This window comes from Vibrio sp. 1F279 (assembly GCF_041439815.1).
Classification (GTDB): Bacteria; Pseudomonadota; Gammaproteobacteria; order Enterobacterales; family Vibrionaceae; genus Vibrio; species Vibrio tasmaniensis_A.
Genome location: NZ_JBGOOU010000001.1, coordinates 383167 through 403086, shown reverse-complemented (window position 1 = coordinate 403086; position 19920 = coordinate 383167). Strand labels below are relative to the sequence as shown.

The 19920-nt window shown below is 43.8% G+C and carries 16 protein-coding genes and 4 tRNA genes; 16 read left to right on the top strand and 4 right to left on the bottom strand.

Features of this window, described 5'->3' with window-relative positions:
• Nucleotides 1-103 precede the first annotated feature (103 nt).
• From ACED60_RS01755 to ACED60_RS01740, 4 genes are all read left to right on the top strand, one after another.
• A tRNA-Cys gene (locus ACED60_RS01755) sits at nucleotides 104-177 on the top strand.
• 27 nt (nucleotides 178-204) lie between these two features.
• Nucleotides 205-280: transfer RNA gene (locus ACED60_RS01750), tRNA-Gly, on the top strand.
• Between the two features lie 80 nt (nucleotides 281-360).
• Nucleotides 361-447: transfer RNA gene (locus tag ACED60_RS01745), tRNA-Leu, on the top strand.
• Between the two features lie 64 nt (nucleotides 448-511).
• Nucleotides 512-585 (top strand) — tRNA-Cys (locus ACED60_RS01740).
• Nucleotides 586-664: 79 nt separating this feature from the next.
• Here ACED60_RS01740 and ACED60_RS01735 read toward each other — a convergent pair.
• Complete coding sequence (locus tag ACED60_RS01735) at nucleotides 665-1852, bottom strand: hypothetical protein (RefSeq protein ID WP_371726777.1); 1188 nt, start codon at nucleotides 1850-1852, stop codon at nucleotides 665-667.
• A gap of 206 nt (nucleotides 1853-2058) precedes the next feature.
• Nucleotides 2059-4077 carry a HEAT repeat domain-containing protein gene (locus ACED60_RS01730; RefSeq protein WP_371726775.1) on the bottom strand — a complete coding sequence of 673 codons (2019 nt, stop codon included), beginning with the start codon at nucleotides 4075-4077 and terminating at the stop codon, nucleotides 2059-2061.
• A 134-nt stretch (nucleotides 4078-4211) separates the two neighbouring features.
• Between ACED60_RS01730 and ACED60_RS01725 the strand changes: the two genes are divergently transcribed.
• The 5 genes from ACED60_RS01725 to ACED60_RS01705 are packed head-to-tail and all read left to right on the top strand — an operon-like array spanning nucleotide 4212 to nucleotide 10198.
• Nucleotides 4212-5285: a cytochrome-c peroxidase gene (locus ACED60_RS01725; RefSeq protein WP_371726773.1), complete on the top strand. Its 1074-nt coding sequence runs from the start codon at nucleotides 4212-4214 to the stop codon at nucleotides 5283-5285.
• Nucleotides 5272-6438 (top strand): cytochrome-c peroxidase, encoded by a 1167-nt coding sequence (locus ACED60_RS01720; protein WP_371726772.1) that lies wholly within the window; start codon nucleotides 5272-5274, stop codon nucleotides 6436-6438. The genes ACED60_RS01725 and ACED60_RS01720 overlap by 14 nt, the downstream gene beginning before the upstream one ends.
• On the top strand, nucleotides 6435-7019 hold the full coding sequence (locus ACED60_RS01715; RefSeq protein WP_371726771.1) for an arsenate reductase (azurin) small subunit: 585 nt from the start codon (nucleotides 6435-6437) through the stop codon (nucleotides 7017-7019). Before ACED60_RS01720 ends, ACED60_RS01715 begins: the two co-directional genes overlap by 4 nt.
• A complete protein-coding gene (locus ACED60_RS01710; RefSeq protein ID WP_371726770.1) occupies nucleotides 7019-9745 on the top strand; it encodes a molybdopterin-dependent oxidoreductase in 2727 nt (908 codons plus the stop codon). Before ACED60_RS01715 ends, ACED60_RS01710 begins: the two co-directional genes overlap by 1 nt.
• A 9-nt stretch (nucleotides 9746-9754) precedes the next feature.
• Complete coding sequence (locus ACED60_RS01705) at nucleotides 9755-10198, top strand: CopD family protein (protein WP_004731117.1); 444 nt, start codon at nucleotides 9755-9757, stop codon at nucleotides 10196-10198.
• Between the two features lie 180 nt (nucleotides 10199-10378).
• Here the strand turns inward: ACED60_RS01705 and ACED60_RS01700 are convergent, their stop codons facing one another.
• A complete protein-coding gene (locus ACED60_RS01700; protein ID WP_102257981.1) occupies nucleotides 10379-10834 on the bottom strand; it encodes a plastocyanin/azurin family copper-binding protein in 456 nt (151 codons plus the stop codon).
• Nucleotides 10835-11400: 566 nt separating this feature from the next.
• Between ACED60_RS01700 and nirB the strand changes: the two genes are divergently transcribed.
• From nirB to cobA, 4 genes are all read left to right on the top strand, one after another.
• A complete protein-coding gene (gene nirB, locus ACED60_RS01695; RefSeq protein WP_012600574.1) occupies nucleotides 11401-13959 on the top strand; it encodes a nitrite reductase large subunit NirB in 2559 nt (852 codons plus the stop codon).
• A 15-nt stretch (nucleotides 13960-13974) separates the two neighbouring features.
• Nucleotides 13975-14298 carry a nitrite reductase small subunit NirD gene (gene nirD / locus ACED60_RS01690; RefSeq protein WP_009845418.1) on the top strand — a complete coding sequence of 108 codons (324 nt, stop codon included), beginning with the start codon at nucleotides 13975-13977 and terminating at the stop codon, nucleotides 14296-14298.
• 158 nt (nucleotides 14299-14456) lie between these two features.
• Nucleotides 14457-15272 carry a formate/nitrite transporter family protein gene (locus ACED60_RS01685; protein WP_012600575.1) on the top strand — a complete coding sequence of 272 codons (816 nt, stop codon included), beginning with the start codon at nucleotides 14457-14459 and terminating at the stop codon, nucleotides 15270-15272.
• Between the two features lie 316 nt (nucleotides 15273-15588).
• Entirely contained in the window at nucleotides 15589-16365 is a 777-nt protein-coding gene (gene cobA / locus ACED60_RS01680) for a uroporphyrinogen-III C-methyltransferase (protein WP_012600576.1), read from the top strand.
• Nucleotides 16366-16468: 103 nt separating this feature from the next.
• Here cobA and ACED60_RS01675 read toward each other — a convergent pair whose 3' ends face one another.
• Entirely contained in the window at nucleotides 16469-16957 is a 489-nt protein-coding gene (locus ACED60_RS01675) for a DUF4174 domain-containing protein (RefSeq protein ID WP_371726785.1), read from the bottom strand.
• Nucleotides 16958-17235: 278 nt separating this feature from the next.
• Between ACED60_RS01675 and ACED60_RS01670 the strand changes: the two genes are divergently transcribed.
• The 3 genes from ACED60_RS01670 to ACED60_RS01660 all read left to right on the top strand — a co-directional run bounded on the left by ACED60_RS01670 (nucleotide 17236) and on the right by ACED60_RS01660 (nucleotide 19837).
• Entirely contained in the window at nucleotides 17236-17709 is a 474-nt protein-coding gene (locus tag ACED60_RS01670) for an NYN domain-containing protein (protein WP_009845414.1), read from the top strand.
• Nucleotides 17710-17789: 80 nt separating this feature from the next.
• Nucleotides 17790-18455, top strand: a complete 666-nt coding sequence (locus ACED60_RS01665) for a response regulator transcription factor (RefSeq protein WP_009845413.1) — start codon at nucleotides 17790-17792, stop codon at nucleotides 18453-18455.
• A complete protein-coding gene (locus ACED60_RS01660; RefSeq protein WP_371726769.1) occupies nucleotides 18452-19837 on the top strand; it encodes a histidine kinase sensor domain-containing protein in 1386 nt (461 codons plus the stop codon). Before ACED60_RS01665 ends, ACED60_RS01660 begins: the two co-directional genes overlap by 4 nt.
• Nucleotides 19838-19920 lie beyond the last annotated feature (83 nt).

The window sequence follows — 19920 nt, the reverse complement described above, 5'->3', positions numbered from 1 at the left end:
ATTTAAATTCACATTTTTGTTTGACTATCTTCACCCAATCCGTAAAGTAGGCACCCGAACACAGCGGGGCTAACGTTTAGTCGGTTCTAACGTGTTGAAAAATGGCGCCTTGGCAGAGTGGCTATGCAGCGGATTGCAAATCCGTGGACCTCGGTTCGACTCCGGGAGGCGCCTCCATTATCTCTTTCGTAGAGTAATGAAAATGCGATACTAGCTCAGTTGGTAGAGCGCAACCTTGCCAAGGTTGAGGTCATCGGTTCGAACCCGATGTATCGCTCCAAATTTTGTAATGTTGATTCATTTTGACATTAAGATGGTGTTTTACTTTTCAGTAATCGGCATCGCAATAAAGAATTGCGTGCCCTGGTGGTGGAATTGGTAGACACAAGGGATTTAAAATCCCTCGGCGTTCGCGCTGTGCCGGTTCAAGTCCGGCCCGGGGCACCATCTATTTGATTGTTACCTCACTTGGTATTAATCAAAAGAGTTGTTCTCTTAAAACACTATTGAAGGCGCCTTGGCAGAGTGGCTATGCAGCGGATTGCAAATCCGTGGACCTCGGTTCGACTCCGGGAGGCGCCTCCATCACTTAGAAAGCCCGATCAGAAATGGTCGGGCTTTTTTACGTCTTTAGGAAAGTGATTTGGCTTTTGAGTGTTGCTAGTTAAAAGGTCCAAAGCTGATCAGTGAACTGTACTTTTTCGATACTGGATAACACGTTCAAGCCGTCACGCGAAACAACGGTATCATTTAGCTGAAATTTACCATTCCCCAGATCATGAATTTGGTATTCACTTTTAGGGCCATGAGCGATCACTGTATTTACCCCCGCGTTTCCGGTTACGCGGTTGTCATGCTCGTTGATCTCAATATTCGCATCATTGTTACCTGATAGCGTTAGTTTAGTCAGATATTGAGAGTGATGAGTATAGGACGTCGCTGGGTCATACTTCATTTTAAATGTTCCGGTGAATGTATCGGCAAGGTATGCATCGTAAGTCAAGGTTGGAGAGAAAATCTGTTCTACTATCGCTTGTGCATCGGGGTCTTCTTTTGAGAAATCGTCGCGGGTTTTAACTTGGTATAACCCCCACATACCTTTGCCGTTGTATGCTCCCCAAAGCCCGTAGTAGCTATCAATTACAGCGGCAAAGTACTCTTGATCAACGCTGACTTCTTCTTGCCACTCTTCTAAAATATCACGGGGTGGTGTGTAAGCATGGTGTAATGCTTGTCTCTGTATCGCATTAAATTCTTTTTGAAATTCAGGTAATGCGGTTACTGCATCTTCAGGCGCGTTAAAAACCCCGATGCCATAGTCATGGACTAAATGCAGTATTTCCTCATAAGAGGCGTCACGATGCTCTTCATAATCTTGTTGGACATACCATTCACCGCCTTCAACCTGAATCTCTTCTTCGAACAAGGGCTGCCCGGGCAAGTCATCGTTGTATCGTGGCTCATCGTAATAATTCATTAGCTTTAGTATTGCGCCATTGTTGGCCATCGCGTTTGCAATCTCGCGTTTTGAGTCAGTGCTCCCATACTTAGTGCCATCAACAGGGGTTAGATAGTGGTTGAGAACATTGACGGCTTTGACTATTTGATAATCGCTCAGGCGATCCATAATCAAAATATGGATAGATTTGCCATTCGGGGCATTGACCGCGACATATCGGTTGTAGCCTGCTTGAGAGTATTCAGCGAATTGAGAGGGAACGGCTTCAATCGTGACCCCATGTACAACTGACGGTGCTGCGTTTGCCTGATTGAATAGCGATTTACTTTGATTTGAACCGCATCCAATGAGAAAGATAGCTGTCGCTAAGGTAGCTAAAGATAGAGTTTTCATGACACACCTTATTATTCATACGAAGTATCAATATACGGAACTGCAGTGCGTTGTTTAGTGACAGAAGTTGCTGTTAGACAAACCCATACAATACCTTACAAATCGAGGCTTAATTCGTTGCTACTAACTTTACCGGCTGCGAGTGAAGTAAAAATGAAAGCCTTAAATCAATGGGCTTGATTTTGCTACCAGATTTGAGTTCTTTGTTAGGGGTGATTACTTGTCGTTTCAAGATACGTGAGAGTGGCTTGAAGAGTCGTTGAGGATCGGCGATCGAATTCACTTTCAAGTATTTCATAAACCGTATGTGCTTCAAAGTTTGCCAACTGTGGATAAAGTAACGGCTCTTCCAAAAGCAACCCGATCAGTTTCTTCTGGGGACAAACACCATTAAGCGCAAGTTGATTGAGCGCTGCGTGCTGAATGCCGATATACGAATGTTTGATCAATTCTAATAATTGTTGCTCGTCATTGATGTGTTTTATTAAGCCGACTCTTAAAGATAAGCAGGGTGATGACATCAGTGACAAACGGTTCTGTTGTATCCAATCATCGCCAAGCCAGTCGAGGATGTCGCCGATATTTTCGGATTGCTCATCTAGCAAGAGTTCTAACACGAGTAGATTAAAGCGTGATGTTTGTACATCGGAAAAGCTTATGCTGTGTCTACATAAGGCATGAATCCAGGCGTAGAATGCTGCTTTGGTTAGATGACTTATTTTGTCGTCAGAGCAAAGGCTGCACAGCCATGTTTTGTTTGAGCAAAACTCTAGAGCGATCGTTTGATTTTCAAGGCGCTCTATTTTTGCTGATCTTTTCGAGCGCTTCTTTACTGAAGTAGATGCGACGGTAGAGTTAGCGTTAGAGATAGCAGGTGAGTGAGCTTGTTTTAATGCATCAAGTGTTGATGTAATAAGTGCTGGTTGAGTATTAGCGTCAATGATTTCCGCGTTAATCATTTCATTTATAGGGGCTGTGTTCGTTGCTGTTCTACTTTTTACTGAAGAATCCGCAACTATGATACCTGATGTCCCTAAAGTGAGTTCTTTTAAATAGCTTTGGTGGCTAGTTTTTGGGTTTTTCGAAAGGTGTTCAATTAACAGTCGCTTGATAGAGTTACTACAAGCTTCCTGCTGAAGTTGTTGACGAATAAAGGTGACGCTAAGTTGTTCGGAAGTTTCAGTTAATAGGCTGTTTAGGCTGTCGAGTTGTTCTGACTCTTCCAACGTTGAAAACACTTGGTAGAAATGGGGTATAAAGCGGGCAAGTTGAAGCTGTTTGTGCTGACTTTCCAAACTGAAAATCAGCAGAAGGAGCGTTGTGGTTGAATAAGCAACATTGGGTTTATCTTGAAGTTGGTCAATGACGTCCAGCTTATCTTTGTTACTCATTAGCCCTGTGAGTGAATTGAGTGACATACCAGATAACAGCAATTCAAAATTAAGGTGCTTTATATCTACTAGGTAATTCCATTTCGCTAATTGATGTACGGAACTCTTTCTTATTGATGGATTTGAATGAGACAGGCCGTTTAAAAATACCTGCAGATATTCACGACAATCCATTTCAGATAGACGCTGAAATGCCACTTTTTGGCAGCTAATATCAGGGTGTTGTGTGGCTTTGTACAAGACTATTTTGTCTTGAGTGTTTCTCAAAAAAATCCGAGTATCAGCGGTGCTTTTGAGTACGTTGTTTTCATTTAGCAGAGTAGGGGAGTGGCGCGAAAGTAAAGCAATGAGTTTGCCTTTTAGATCTGGCTCCGGGTCATTCTGAAGTCGGTGTAGTAAACGCAGAGACTGTTCGTGATCTAATTCGTGTTTGTGATTGTCTAAAATCCGCGCAGCTATCAAGCGGATGTCATCTCCGTCATTCCAACCGCCATCCCAGTAGTCATTTTCGTCGCATACTGCTTCTAACAATACAGGAACAGCGAGTAGAGAGTGTTGGTTGTTCTCAATAGCCATTAACGATGCCAATTTAATTTCGCTGTCGTCCCAGTATTGATAGCAGTTGAGGATGGGCTCAATAGGCGCTGCATTATCTAAAGCGAGGCATTCAAGACTAGTGAGAACAAGGTCAGGATTCTGGGACTCTAACCTTTCTATAATCAGATATTTAGTGTTTTGAAAACGGCTTAATATTTGTGCTGCCAATACCTGTTCGGATAGGTTTCCAGTCAAATAGATGTTTTTAACTTTGTGAAGTAATTTATCTAGAGACATATATTCAAGCACCACTGAATTAACAAGTTTGAATAATAACTCTTATCATTTCTAATTGTATGATCCTAATCATATCTTTAATGTTTCATGTGTTAATAATAGGGGTAGATGATAGTAACCCCGAAGGAATGTCGATGAGCATCGCACTAAAAAGCTTGGTAGGAGTGTGTGCCCTTTTCTCTGCAACTCTATACGCCGCTCTGCCCCCTATGAGTATAAATACGGCGAAGGCAGAACTCGGTAAACGACTGTTTTTTGATACGCGCTTGTCCGGGGACGACTCGATATCGTGCTCCAGTTGCCACATTCCATCTAATGGTTTTTCTTACCCTGAACCGTTGAGCCCTGCCTATACGGGGAGTGATGGATTTCGCAATGCTCCAACACTTATTAATACAGCCTATAAAGAGGTGTGGTTTCACGATGGTCGTATTGGCACCAACCTAAACGATGTGGTGCGGGAGAATATCACTGAAGACTGGCTGATGAATATGGACATGCGTTTGATGCAGGAACGCCTCAAACAAGATCCAATATACGTCGAGATGTTTAAAGCGGCCAATCTTGGAGAACCGTCAAATGGCGGAGTACGCAAAGCTCTGCCTGAATACCTAAAAACATTGACTTCGAAAAACGTCCCTTTTGACAAGGGTGAGCTTAGCGACTTAGCGAGCCAGGGAGAAAAACTGTTCACAGGCAAAGCGGGGTGCAGCCAATGCCATAGTGGCGCGCTGTTTTCGGACGGAAAGGCACACAATACCGGAGTGCCAGAAAATCATGAGATATTTTTAGACCCCATGCGACATCAATCTTTTCTTGCCTACAACATGTTTATGGGTGTGCAAGATTACTTAACGTTAAAGCGCGATGTTGGTGCGCATGTTCAAACTCATAAAGCGGATGGTAGCGATCGCGGTAAGTTCATAACGCCAACGCTGCGAGAGCTCAGTCAAACTGCGCCGTATATGCACAATGGCATGCTTGCCACGCTTGAAGATGTGGTTGAATTTTATAATCAAGGTGGTGGCGAAGACTCAAACAAAGACTCTCGACTTACCACGCTTTCCCTAACGGACTATGAAAAAAAGGCGCTGGTGGCTTTTTTGGAATCGTTATCTGGAGACGCCCTTATAGGCGAAGAATACGAATGGTTAGACTATGACTTCGGCTACGAATACACGGAGGATTGGTCAAATGCTCGTAACTAAGCGCTCTGTATTAAAGACGGCACTCTTTATTCTTATTGGGATGGCGGGGCTTCCTAATGTTGTTTATGCAAAGGTACAGCTTGAACCTCTCAGGGAAGTACCTGTACCAGCGGACAATAAACAAACGCCTGAAAAAATAGAGCTGGGAAAGATCTTATTTTATGACGGTCGGCTAAGTGGCGATACGACTAGCCCATGTGCTGGTTGCCATATCCAATCTCAGGGCTGGGGTTTTCCTGATGACTTATCCATGGGATATCCGGGTACGGTACATTGGCGTAATAGCCAAACGATTATTAATGCGGCTTATTATGACAAATTTTTCTGGGCGGGCAGCGCTATGTCATTGGAAGCGCAAGCCAAAGATGCAGCGAAGGGCGCGGTCGCGGGTAATGGTGAAGATGACATCATGGAAGCGCGTTTAGCCTTAGTACCTGAGTATGTTGAACGCTTTAAGCGAGTGTTTGGTGATGATACTCCGAAAATACATAACGCTTGGCGCGCTATAGCCGCGTTTGAACGCACGATGATTCAACGTGACACACCAATAGACAACTATTTACTCGGTGACAAAACTGCTTTGTCTGAGCCCCAATTGAAGGGTAAAGCACTGTTTGAAGGCAAAGCGAATTGCATAGCTTGTCACAACGGGGCTTTGGCTTCTGACCAGAAATTCTACAACATTGGCGTGCCGCCAAGCCCTTGGTGGAATGATGATGGACTGGCACAGATAACGTTTCGATTTGAGCTTTATTCTAAAGGTGTCACCGAAGAGATGTACCGCACTACAAAAGCTGATCCCGGTGCTTACTTTCGTGCAAAACGTAAAGAGATGTTAGGTAAGTTTCGCACGCCAAGCCTACGTTATACAAAATACACTGCGCCCTACATGCACAATGGCACTATTCCAACTTTAGAAGCGGTGATTGATTTCTACGACCGAGGTGGTGTGGCGGATGACGGACGTACTACTGGTTACCCTCAGACAAAATCTGCTTTAATTCAACCTCTCGGTTTAACGGAGCAAGATAAAAAGAACTTACTGAGCTTTATCGAAGCATTTTCAGGTGAACAGATTTTTATTGAAGAGCCGACAATTCCAGAATACCAACCGTTATTTACTAAAGAAGAACTTGCTGGAGCAGAAAAATGATCGCCAACTCAGAGCAAAATTCGAGTAAACGACACAACAAATGCATGATGTCACGACGTGATTTTTTACTCTATTCCGGCGCGGCGACTGCCGTCTCTATGGTTCCTCTTACCTTATTTGCAGGAACGGATTCTGAAACTCAGGTTGAAGGTCGTATTGTTGGTTACCCGCGTAAGAAAATCGCAAAGTTAAGTCAACTCAGTAACCACATTCCGGTTCACTTTCAATATCCAGATGAAGGAAAAAACTCGATTGCGATGCTGGTTAAATCCGACATCGAATGTGGCGGTGGGATAGGGTTACAGCGAGATATTGTGGCGTACTCGATGACGTGTACTCATCAAGGTGGGCCTTTAACCGGTGCTTATAAAGCAACAGGGGAGCATCGCATTGTCGGGCAGTGTCCATTCCACCTGTCTACATTTGATTTACGACGTCATGGCATTATGGTTTCTGGTCAAGCCTTTGAGAGCTTACCTCAAGTACTGCTGGAGCTAGAAGGTGATGATATCTATGCGGTCGGGGTTATGGGATTGATCTTTGGTCGCATGGAAAACCTGATCGATGTGGAGGTAGTTTAATGAGTGAATCTTCTTCAAGCAATCAATCTCCTTTAAACCGTCAGTACCTTCAACCGACAAATACTTTACTGCCTCCTGTTCATGCTGAAGTTATCACAACAGCCTGTGATTATTGTATCGTGGCGTGCGGTTATAAGGTTTACCGTTGGCCTGTGAGTAGCCCTTCCGGTGGGCCTGCTGCAAGTGAAAATGCATTTGGTGTCGATTTCCCGGTTCATGCTCTGCAAGCTTGGGTTTCGCCACAGCAACATAATATTGTTTCGCATAATGGCAAACCACACCATGTGGTGGTGGTAGCGGATAAAGACATACAAGTCGTCAATAAAGGCGGTGATTCTTCGGTTCGTGGTGGACTGCTCGCAAGAAAGCTCTATAACCCAGAAACACCAACCAAAGATCGATTGAAGCAACCGCTTGTTCGAATTAATGGACAGTTGCAACCAGTTGAGTGGGATTTCGCATTGGATATAGCAGCCCAAGTCGGCCGTCATGTGATTGATATGCACGGTTCAAACAGTTACTGCGTGAAAACCTATTCTTATCAGTATATTGAAAACACCTACGCGATAACAAAGTATGCATTGCGTCATGTCAATACCGCGAATTTTTCGTTTCATGATACGCCGTCAGATGTCACCGCAACCCCAGGATTTCGAGATGCGGGTTTTGATAATTTTGCTCCAAGTTATGATGATTGGGGCGCGGCAGATACTTTGATGATCTGCGGAACAGATCCGTATGAGACAAAAACCATCATCTTTACGCAGTTTATTATGCCGGCGGTGCATCGTGGGATGAAAACCGTGATTTTGAACCCTCGTGAAACCGCTGGAATAGCGTGGCTTAAAGCTCAAGGTGGATTGCACCTCGATATTAATCCCGGTAGCGATAATCTTGTGATTGGTGCAATTGCTCGAGTGATCTTAGAGCAAGGCTGGCAAGACAATGAGTGGATTGAAAACTGGGTCAATAATAAATGGGAATCGAGCTCAGGTTTTGGTCAGGGTACTCGTAATACGCCATGGCAATGGAGAACCACTTGGGGCAAATTCCAAACGAATGGCTTTGATGATTATAAGCAATGGAATTTGGAGCAGAAAGAGTACGCACCTGAGTATGCCGCATCGATCGCGGGTATTGATGTGGAGAAGATCCACAAAGCCGCTGAGATGTTGGCAATGCCAGTCAACGGTCAACGAGTTAAAGCCTCAATTGGTATAGAGAAGGGCTTTTATTGGTCGAATAATACCGGGAATACCAACGCCATCGCCACCCTTGCAACGATAATCGGTACTGGTGGCCGAGAAGGGCGTGTGATTGGTCGATTTGGTGGGCATCAACGTGGTGGACTAGCCGGTGGGAAACTACCAAGGAATAAGTCACCTGAAAAAGTCGCAGGTAGGCGCAGGCGCTCAATAGACACCGATAGATATCTCTATTCCGGGCATACCCGTATGGCCCATGTCATTGGTACAACATGGATTCAAGCTATGTGTGGTAGTTATGGGTTGAAAGAGAAATTCACCGACTTAACAACACGTAATCCTCACCAAGCGATGCGACGTGATAAACAGCACATTATAGATACACTCAAAAAGCGTGCCGATTCCGGTGGAATGGTCGTCATCAATCAAGATATTTATTTACGTGATCCTATTGGTAAACAATTCGCTGATATCATCTTTCCGGCCGCGACTTGGGGGGAAGAGGATTTCATGCGTGCTAATGGTGAGCGTCGTCTACGCCTTTACCAAAAGTTCGCTGATGCGCCGGGTCAGGCTAAGCCAGACTGGTGGATTGTTGCTCAAATGGCTTCGCGAATGGGGTACGACGGGTTTGATTGGCAAAACTCAAATGACGTAGCTGAAGAGTCATCACGATTTAGCCGTGGTAGCCGTAAAGATTTCAATATGATTAAAGTCGCAGCACATGCTGAAGGAAAAACTCTTCATCAAAAGCTCGCTGAATTTGGTACTGAAGGGATCCAAGGGCCTGTTTTTTATAACTATGATACCAAAAAGCTGATTGGCACTAAGCGCCTACATGACACTGAAATGAGTTGGGATGATCTGGTCGATAAAGGGCTGCAAGATGGCCCTCAAGGCGCCAATATTATGCGTAAACAGCTCACTCAATTTAATAGTCAGACGGGGAAGGTCAATCTTCAAAAACATCCTTGGGATCTGTTTAGTGATTTTCATCGTTGGCTTACCCCAAAACAGGACGAGTTATGGTTTTCGAATGGTCGTATTAACGAGATTTGGCAGTCAGGGTTTGATGATACCGAACGCAGGCCTTACATCACTCATCGTTGGCCTGAAAACTGGATTGAAGTACACCCGGAAGATGCGGAAAAGCGGGGCATAGAAGCCGGAGATGAAGTGCTTGTGTACTCGGAGCGGGTGGCCAATTTTAAAGATACGATTCTGGGTATCGAGTCAGATGATTTTCAGTTTAGTAACCTAATGAAAAATGGTCACATTCAACTGGATTACGCGGAGATTAAAGCCGTTGCGATTGTCACCTCAGCCACGAAAAAAGGTGTGTTGTATTGCAATATGATGGACATGAAGAACCCAGCGAATGCTTTAACAACAAGGGTAGTTGACCAAATCAGTGGTAACTACAACTACAAAATGGGCGTCGCCAAAATAAAGAAAATTGGTGAATCAAAATATAAGCGTGAGTTTGAAGGGTTCTCCTTTGCACCACGTAACATTGTGTAAGGGAAGTTTATGTTTGGCGTATTATTGGTTTTGCATGTATTGGCTGCCACCATTTGGACGGGAGGGCACATTATTCTCAGCGTCGTTATCCTTCCTAAAGTCTTGAAACACCGTTCTCCAGAAATGTTATTGGAATTTGAGCAAGGGTACGAAAAGGTGGGAATGCCTGCTTTGGTAGTTCAAGTGGTGACCGGGTTGATGCTCGCTTATCACATGTTGCCGGACGTTAGCTTATGGTTTGATATGTCGATTCCATTGGCTCATGGCATTGCCGCTAAATTGACGTTGCTGTCTCTGACGGTATTGCTAGCCCTAGACGCACGCTTTCGTGTGATTCCAAAACTATCGAAGGACAACTTGGTTGATATGGCGCTGCACATTGTGCCAGTGACTATTATTTCAATTTTGTTTGTGGTTGTCGGAGTGTCATTTAGAACGGGTTGGCTAGTTTGATATGTTTGCACGTTTAGTGCGGAATATTTGACAATGTCTAAGTTAGATAAGTTAGATAAGTAAGAAGAAATAGCGCCAATTCGGCGCTGTTTCTTCTTGTTACTGACCCCTTACTGTCTTCAGGCTGGCATTCCTATCACACATCAACAGAGAGCTGATGCTTCAAGACAGGGACAAAGGTTATTGAATTTTTTGCTCTGCTTGATCGAGCAAGCCTTGCATCTTTTTCTGAGCTCTGCGACTCACACGTTTTTTGGCCGCGGTGCGAGCTTCTTCTAAGTTAACACTTGGATCACCAACAACCACGAGCGCCACCATTCCGTGTCGGTGGTGCACTTTACATTTGATTCCGTACACACCTGGCTTATCAAAAGTGACTTCCTGAGCGTTTGAACCGGATATCATAAGAGGCTTTGCGCCATCAGGAAGCATCCCTTGAATGCTATGAGCAGTATGAGAGCCAACGGTTCCTTTAAAAAGCACCTTGTCACCAGGTTCGATTTCTACGTAATCAGGAATGAATTGATACATCTTGTCGATGTTTTCAGAATTCATGTCCATCACTTGTTTGATGACCTTTGTTTCAGCAAACGCAGGGGCTGCAATAATAGATAGGATTAGTAAAATTAGGCGCATCGTATTCACTCTATTAAATAAGAATTATTTTCAACAATGCTAATTTATTCAGGGTTTGGTTGGAAGTTGATTTTTACATCACACATGTGAATCAAAAGGGTTCTTGTGTTAGATCAAGCAAACAAACCGATGACCCAAGCTATAAACTGAATTCATCACGACATTAAAGGGCGAACAGCTTTGTTTACATTCCGAATAGGTAGGAGTGGTTTTCACAATTACACATAGTTTTTCACGCAAACGGTGTTCTACATGTATTTATAGGTTTCTATATATATTTATAAGAAGCTAAATGAAAATGATTGTCATTTACTTGCGTTGTTGGTAACCTATTGTGAAACTTTACAACATTCCGCTTAATGCACTGAAGTGTATATAAAACCCCGCTAAACCCTATGTAAACTGTGGTTATTCGTTTGCTTTGCTTGTTAATTAAGCATATCTACCTCTTTTGTTCTACCCCTTTAGGGTAGTTTGTTTTCGTAATTGATTTACATCATATTTTCATTTTCTTTCATAATTCATTATTCGCTCAGTTAAGAAATATATAACCTTCAGGAATTCTTATGAGCAAGATGAAGCTAGTCGTAATCGGTAACGGGATGGTCGGTCATCGCTATATCGAAGATTTAGTCGAGAAGACAGATGTTGCAAACATGGACATCACGGTGTTCTGTGAAGAACCACGTGTTGCGTATGACCGTGTGCACCTTTCTTCTTACTTTTCACACCATACTGCAGATGAACTTTCTTTAGTAAAAGAAGGCTTCTACGAGAAACACGGCATCAACATGCTGATCGGTGAACGTGCTATCAACGTTAACCGTGAAAAGAAAACAGTTTACTCAAGCACGGGTCGTGAAATTCAATACGACAAACTTGTTCTTGCTACTGGTTCTTTCCCGTTTGTACCGCCAATTAAAGGCCACGAAGGTAAAGACTGTTTTGTTTACCGTACTATCGAAGACTTAAAAGCTATCGAAGCGACGGCAAAGAATTCTAAATCTGGTGTTGTTGTTGGTGGTGGTCTACTTGGTCTTGAAGCGGCTGGTGCACTAAAGGCATTAGGTGTGACGACTCACGTTGTAGAGTTTGCTCCCAAGCTTATGGCAGAGCAGCTTGATCTTGCTGGTGGTAATCAACTTCGTCAAAAAATCGAACGTATGGGCGTAAACGTTCATACAAGTAAGAACACGCTTGAAATTGCTCCTGAAGGCACTGAAGCTCGTAACGTAATGCGTTTTGCAGACGGTACAGAGCTAGAAACTGATTTCATCGTATTCTCTGCTGGTATTCGCCCACAAGACAAACTTGCTCGTCAAATGGGCCTAGGTATTGCGCCTCGCGGTGGTATCGAGATTAACGATCACTGTCAAACGACAGACAAAGATATCTACGCTATCGGTGAGTGTGCATCTTGGAACCAAACGTTCTACGGCCTAGTGGCTCCTGGTTACAAAATGGCGACAGTGGCGGTTGACCACGTTGTCGGTAATGAAAGCACATTTGAAGGTGCTGACATGTCTGCGAAGCTTAAGCTTCTTGGCGTGAAAGTAGGTTCTATCGGTGATGCTAACGGCCGCACTCCAGGTTGTAAGAGCTACGTTTACCAAAACGAAGAACAAGAAATTTACAAGCGACTAATCGTTTCTGAAGACAACAAGAAGCTGCTTGGCGCGGTAATGGTCGGTGATACCTCTGACTATGGTGATCTTCTTCAGCTAATGCTGAATGAAATCGACCTGCCAGAGCATCCAGATGCATTGATTCTTCCTGCTCACGCGGGTGCTGAAAAGCCAACACTTGGCGCTGATTCTCTTCCTGAGTCTGCTGTTATCTGTTCTTGTTTCGATGTAACTAAAGGCAAGATTGCACAAGCCGTTGCTGAAGGTCACCATACAATTGGTGATATCAAAGCAGTAACTGGTGCTGGTACTGGCTGTGGTGGTTGTATTCCACTTGTGACTTCAGTACTGAACGCTGAACTTGCTAAAGCCGGTGTTGAAGTGAAGAACGACGTATGCGAGCACTTTGCTTACTCTCGCCAAGAGCTTTTCCACTTGATTCGTATCGAAGAAATCAAAACATTCGATGAGTTACTAGAGAAATACGGTAAAGGCTACGGCTGTGAAGTATGTAAGCCTCTAGCGGGTTCTATTCTTGCTTCTTGCTGGGGTGAGCACATCCTTAAGCCTGAGCTAGTGAAACTGCATGATACCAACGATAACTTCCTAGGTAACATCCAAAAAGACGGTACTTACTCTGTTATCCCTCGTATGGCAGGTGGTGAAGTAACGCCTCAAGCACTAAGCGTTCTTGCTGATGTAGCGGCTGAATACAACCTGTACACCAAGATCACAGGTGCACAGCGTATCGGTCTATTCGGTGCTCAAAAAGATGACTTACCAGCAATCTGGAAGAAGTTAGTTGCTGCGGGCTACGAAACAGGTCAAGCGTACGCGAAGGCGCTACGTATGGCTAAGACATGTGTCGGTTCAACTTGGTGTCGTTACGGCGTTCAAGATTCAGTTGGCCTAGGTGTGATGATCGAGAACCGTTACAAAGGCATCCGTACTCCTCATAAGATGAAGTTTGGTGTGTCTGGCTGTACTCGTGAGTGTGCTGAAGCTCAAGGTAAAGATTTAGGTATTATCGCGACTGACGCAGGTTGGAACATGTACGTATGTGGTAACGGTGGTATGAAACCTCGTCACGCAGACTTACTTGCAAGCGACCTAGACCAAGAAACGCTGATCAAATACATCGACCGTTTCATGATGTTCTACATCCGCACGGCTGCGCCACTACAACGTACTTCGGTATGGATGGACAACCTAGAGGGTGGTGTTGACTACCTACGTGAAGTGATTGTCGACAACAAGCTTGGCATCAATGACCAACTTGAAGCGGACGTAGCTGGCCTTGTGGGTAACTTTGCTTGTGAGTGGACTGACACTATCAACGACGAAGCTCAACTTAAGCGCTTCTCACACTTCATCAATGCTGATGACCGTGATGAAAACGTTGTGTTTGTTGACGATGGCCGTGAACAACACCGCCCAGCAACATTCACAGAAAAACACCCAGAAGCGAAGGGCGACATCCTTCACGTTGAACTGGTTTAATTGGGAGACGACATCATGGCATTTACCAAAGTTTGTAAGATCGAAGACATTATTCCAGGTACCGGTGTTTGTGCGTTGGTTGGTGGTGAGCAAGTGGCTATTTTCCGCCCAACTAAAGCCGAAGAAGTGTTCGCTATTAGTAACACTGACCCGTTTTTTCAATCAAACGTTTTATCTCGCGGTTTAACGGTTGAGCACAAAGGTGAGCTTTGGGTGGCAAGCCCACTTAAGAAGCAACGCTTTAACCTAGCAACAGGTGTGTGCATGGAAGACGAGAGCTTCAGTGTAAAAGCGTATAAAGCTCGCGTTACTAAAGGTGCTGTAGAAGTTTCAGCATAGTTAGTGCGAAATCATAGTTAGTTCGAAATTTCGACACAGTTACTTAGCAAGATTTGATAGATCAAGGGTTCTAGTTATCGACATTGCCTTAATTCGGCAATTAGAACCTTTTCCTATCCGATTTCAACTTTTAATTTTAACTTTTTAAGGACAATCTTATGTCTACTGATTTTAAACCAGCAGAATTCGTTCAAACAATGATCGATGTAGGTGAAGCGAAAACGAAAACGAGTACTCGTGATCTTTTGATTCGAAGCACAATGGCAGGCATCATTCTTTCTCTTGCTGTTGTTGTGGCAATCACGACTATCGTGCAAACAGGCATTGGTATTGTTGGCGCTCTTGTGTTCCCAGTGGGCTTCGTCATTCTAAGTGTAATGGGCTATGACCTAGTAACAGGTGTATTTGGCCTTGCTCCTTTAGCGAAATTTGATAACCGTCCAGGTATTACTTGGGGTCGTATCCTACGTTGTTGGGGTCTTGTTGGTCTTGGTAACCTTATCGGTTCTTTAATTGTTGCAGTGTTAGTGGCAATTTCACTTACAGGTAACTTCTCTTTAGAACCAAACGCAGTTGCTCAAAAGTTCATTGCTGTTTCTACAGGTCGTAGCCTAGGGTTTGAAAACATGGGCATGGACGGCTGGATCACATGTTTCGTGCGCGGCATCTTCTGTAACCTAATGGTTTGTCTAGGTGTGATTGGTAACATGACTGCACGTACAGTTGCTGGTCGTGTAGCAATGATGTGGTTCCCGATCTTCATCTTCTTCGCACTTGTATTTGAGCACACAGTGGTAAACATGTTCCTATTCCCACTGGGTATGATTCTTGGCGCTGACTTCGGTATCGCGACATGGTTGAACTTCAACCTTATCCCAACAATCTTAGGTAACATCGTTGGTGGCCTACTGTTAACGTGTGTTCCTCTATACTTGACTCATGCTAAAACAGCTCCTTCTCTGGGCGCGAAGTAATACGGTAAACGTAAGTTAGTATGAGATTGAAAGCCCCAACAACGTGTTTGGGGCTTTTTTAGTTTGAAAGCTGTCAGTGTATTCTCGGGCAGACAACACCTTAGTTATCATAGGTGCGTTGTTTGCTATTGAGCAAAACATCCGCAATAGATTGTTTTGTTATAATTATTTCTATCTTCGTTAGTATTTAGACTGAATATTTATTTCAACACCTGATAGTCTAAGAGTTAAGGATTTTGATAAGTCATCATGAATACAGTGACTTATCACATAGATTGAAGCTTGAGATAAAACAAGCAAACCTTCGGAGCGCAGAATGTCAGAAGTATCGTCATCGAATGTTAAAGAAGTAAGCAATGGATTTGTTTCATTGGTAGGTGCAGGTCCGGGCGACCCAGACTTACTTACACTAAAAGCCGCACGAGTGATTCAACAAGCAGACGTTTTGGTTTATGACCGCTTGGTATCAAAAGATATCTTAGCGATGGCTAATCCAGAAGCTGAAATGTTGTATGTGGGTAAGAAGCTCGATCACCACTGCGTACCACAAGATCAGATCAACCAACTATTGGTGACCAAAGCACAAGAAAACAAGCACGTTGTGCGTCTAAAAGGTGGTGATTCGTTTATTTTTGGCCGTGGTGGCGAAGAGTGCGAAACGTTAGCTGAGAATGACGTGAGATTTGAAGTGATTCCTGGCATTACTGCAGCCGCAGGAGCGACCGCATATGCGGGAATTCCATTGACTCACCGTGACCACGCGCAAAGCGTACAGTTTATTACGGGTCATTTGAAGAAAGATGGCGAAGATATTGACTGGCGTTCTCTTGCTCAACACAATCACACGATCGTGTTTTACATGGGCTTGAAAGAGAGTCCGAATATTCAGAAGAATTTACTCGATAACGGTATGCGAGAAGACATGCCAGTTGCGATTATCGAAAATGGCACTCGCCAAGAACAGAAAGTGTTTAGAGGTGGGCTACGTGACCTAGCTGATCTTGCTGGCGTTGCAAAGAGCCCAGCACTGATTGTGGTTGGAAGTGTTGCTCAGCTCCATGAAAAACTGGCTTGGTTTAACAAGCAAGCTTAAGTGATTGATGATCAAGCTTAGCTTGTTAGCTTGGTTGATGGTTGATGGTTGATGGTTGATGGTTGATGGTTGATGGTTAACCAAAGGCTTAGCTGACCAAGAATCAAATACTGCAGCGGCTACTCTGTCGCTGCATTTCTTGTTGGCGCATGGGCATTTCGTCAATAATATTGGTGATTAAACTCCAATCGGTTTTACCACTCCACCTGTGTTTCTCTTTCCCGTCTTTGCCAATCAACACGGCAGTGTGTGAACCTTTGGGTATTCCATAACTGTTAGTCACTGCATCCAAATTAAACTCTTCAACTAACCATGCAGGAACGGTGTAGCCGCTTTCGGCGATGACCATGATAACTACATCTCGCTCGTCCAATTGACAATTGTTAATCAAGACTTCATTGAGAAACTCTTTTACGATCGAATCTTCTGTTGGAGCGAAATAAATAACGCTGCGGTGTGGCAGAGCTTTGGAATGAGAGTAGGCTGGGTAGGCGTGTAACGAGTTGACTGACAGAATCATAAACATAACCGTGCTTGTTATTAAAGCGTTCAGTGTTTTGGAAATTACGTTTGTTACCGATGCCTTAGTTATCGCTGCCTTAGTTATGGCTGCGTTAGCTATTGCCGCGCAGCAACGTCTCAATACTGAGTAAATGGTGTCGCTGCCGAGGCATGATCTGATTATTTGTCGGTACTTCATGTTCCACCTTCCTCGATAAACCCAAACAAGCTCTAAGTTAATAACAACTACGTTAAGCCAATAACAACTACGTTAAGCATAGCTAATGAGTTCATTTTTATTAAAGAAAGCGACTCGCATTTTAGAAGTGAATAGAATAGGGTATACGGAAAATCTAAAGGTATGAATTTATGGAAAACATAGCAATTTTGGTCGACGTTCAGAACGTTTACTATACAACACGCGATAAATACCGTTCTAACTTCGACTATAACCAGTTTTGGTATGTTGCCACGGAAGGACGTAACGTTGTCGAAGCCAATGCTTACGCAATCTCAAGCCAAGATCCTAAACAGCGCCAATTCCACCATATCCTTCGTGGTGTTGGTTTTAATGTGAAGCTAAAACCGTTTATTCAGCGTCGTGATGGTAGCGCCAAAGGGGATTGGGATGTCGGTATCGCGTTAGACGCGATAGAGCTTGCGGAGACGGTTGATACGATTGTTTTGGTATCAGGAGACGGTGATTTTGAAATCTTGGTAGAGCGAATCAAAGAGCGTTTTGGAAAGCCTGTTGAAGTGTATGGCGTTCCTGGGTTAACAGCTCAAAATCTTATCGATTCTGCCTCAAAATTTGTACCGATTGAAAAAGATTTTCTTCTATAGAGGAAATCACGCACTTTATAATTGAAATCAATAATAACGATAATTAGAATGCAAACAGTTCTTATTTGTCGGTGTGTGAAATGTCTCGTGTTTTAGTTGTTGATGATGATATTCAGTTGTGTGAGTTACTGGGTGAAGTGTTGGAAAATGAAGGGTATCACGTTGATACCGTTCATTGCGGTGAATCAGCTCTAGAGTTTATTCAATCAAATCCTGTTGATTTAGTCTTACTCGATGTGATGCTCCCTAATTTAAGTGGTATTCAAGTCGCAAGACGTATTTGTCAGCGTTTTGCTACTCCTATCCTTATGCTAACTGCGCTTAATGATGATGCCTCCATGCTAGATGGCTATCAAGCCGGGGCAGATCAATACATCGCTAAGCCTTTCAATGTTCCTGAGCTTTTGACCCGGATTAAGGTGATCTTACGCCGAGTTGGGTTTGAGCGACAAAGACAATCAATGGCTTCATCTAATCAAGGTTTGTGCGAGCAACTTACCCGTTTACCTTTAACGGGCACTGAAAAAGAGTTGCTCGATTATCTGATCAAAAATAATGGCATCGTTGTATCAAAATCTGACTTGCAAATACATGTCTTGAAGAAAGAGCTGTGCCCCTTCGATCGTAATCTAGATATGCATATCAGCAATATACGTCGAAAATTGGTGCAGGCTGGCTTATCAAAGCAACATATTAAAACTGTGCGCGGTCAAGGCTACAGTTACCTAGAGTCGGTAGGAGTATGAGTAACTGGTTTCTACGGTGCCCTGATTTTGTTATCAAGCGTAAGGATGGCTTAACGTTTCAGCTGTTCAGTTGCCTGACAGTGATTTTAGTCAGCATACTCATCCTTCAAGGTGTCGCAGAACGAGCGCTGATGAAAGCTTTGTTGAAGGTACCTGAACCTGTCAAAGCTGAAATGTTGGATTTGGCTTATCAAGCTAATGTACTGATCGAAGAAGGGGACATGGATGAGCTTGCCGACTGGGGCAATGCCCAACGTTATTATTTATTCATTATCGATGAAAACAACCGACCGATTACCCACCGACACATGCATCCGCATTTTGAATTTAAGTTGAAGTACCTGCGTACATTAGACCATCAACTTAGTGATCGTGTGAGTAAGCCTATCTTCGGCTTGCCACTTGATAACGGCAATACACTCGTGATCCAACTGCCAGGCCAGTTTCATCCAGCAAAATCCTTTGCTCCGTATTCCTATGCGCTGAAAGCTGTGATTGCTTTGATCGTGTTATCGCTGTTTTCCATTATTATGGCGAAAAGTCTGCAGCAGCCACTCGATCGTTTAAGGGAGGCCAGTCGAAGGCTCGCACAAGGAGACTTTTCAGTGAGTGTTGTGTCTGAGTTGGATTCAACTACACGTGAATTCAATGAGCTTGCCAGTGATTTTGACCATATGACCTTTGAGATTAAGTCTCTGGCTGAAAAGCAGCGTCGTTTGATTCGTGATGTATCACATGAGTTGAGGACACCGTTAGCAAGGCAGAATCTCGCATTACATTTACTACGTAGTAAGGTCGATGAAAAAAGTATGGGTTTACTCGAACGGATGGAAAGCGAAACGGAAGAGATGAATAAGCTGGTGGGTGAAATTCTTGAGTTCAGTCGCCTAGAAACCTCTCGCTATGATTCTAAGTTAACTCCAATGCATCTTGAGCATTATTGCTCAATGCTAATTGCGCAGATGCAAAATGACTTGAAACCTAATCAAACTTTGACTGGTGATTTGGAAACAGCGACATCAATGGTTAATGTTGATGAGAGGCTACTTTTGAGGGTGATCAGTAACCTTGTAGGAAATGCGATCAAATACGCAGGGGGCAATGCGGATATTGTCGTCAAGACCTACGGGCAGGTCAATGATAAGCGTTACAGTGTCATTTCTGTGGAGGATGATGGTGAAGGTATTCCAGATAACAAGATTGCAGATATCTTTGACCCGTTTACCCGCATTGAGTCAGCCAGAGATAAACAGTCTGGTGGTTACGGTCTTGGACTCGCGATCGTTAAGGAAGCCATGGGAGTGATGAATGGGCATGTTACCGCTGAGAACAGAGAAGGTGGGGGACTTAGAGTGAACCTTATGTTTCCTATCGTAGATTAAGCTTTAGGCTCAGCATTCACGCTCAGCCCCTGTAATGAGAAAATAGTTTCGGCTCAAAGGGCACCCAATAAAAAACGCCACTG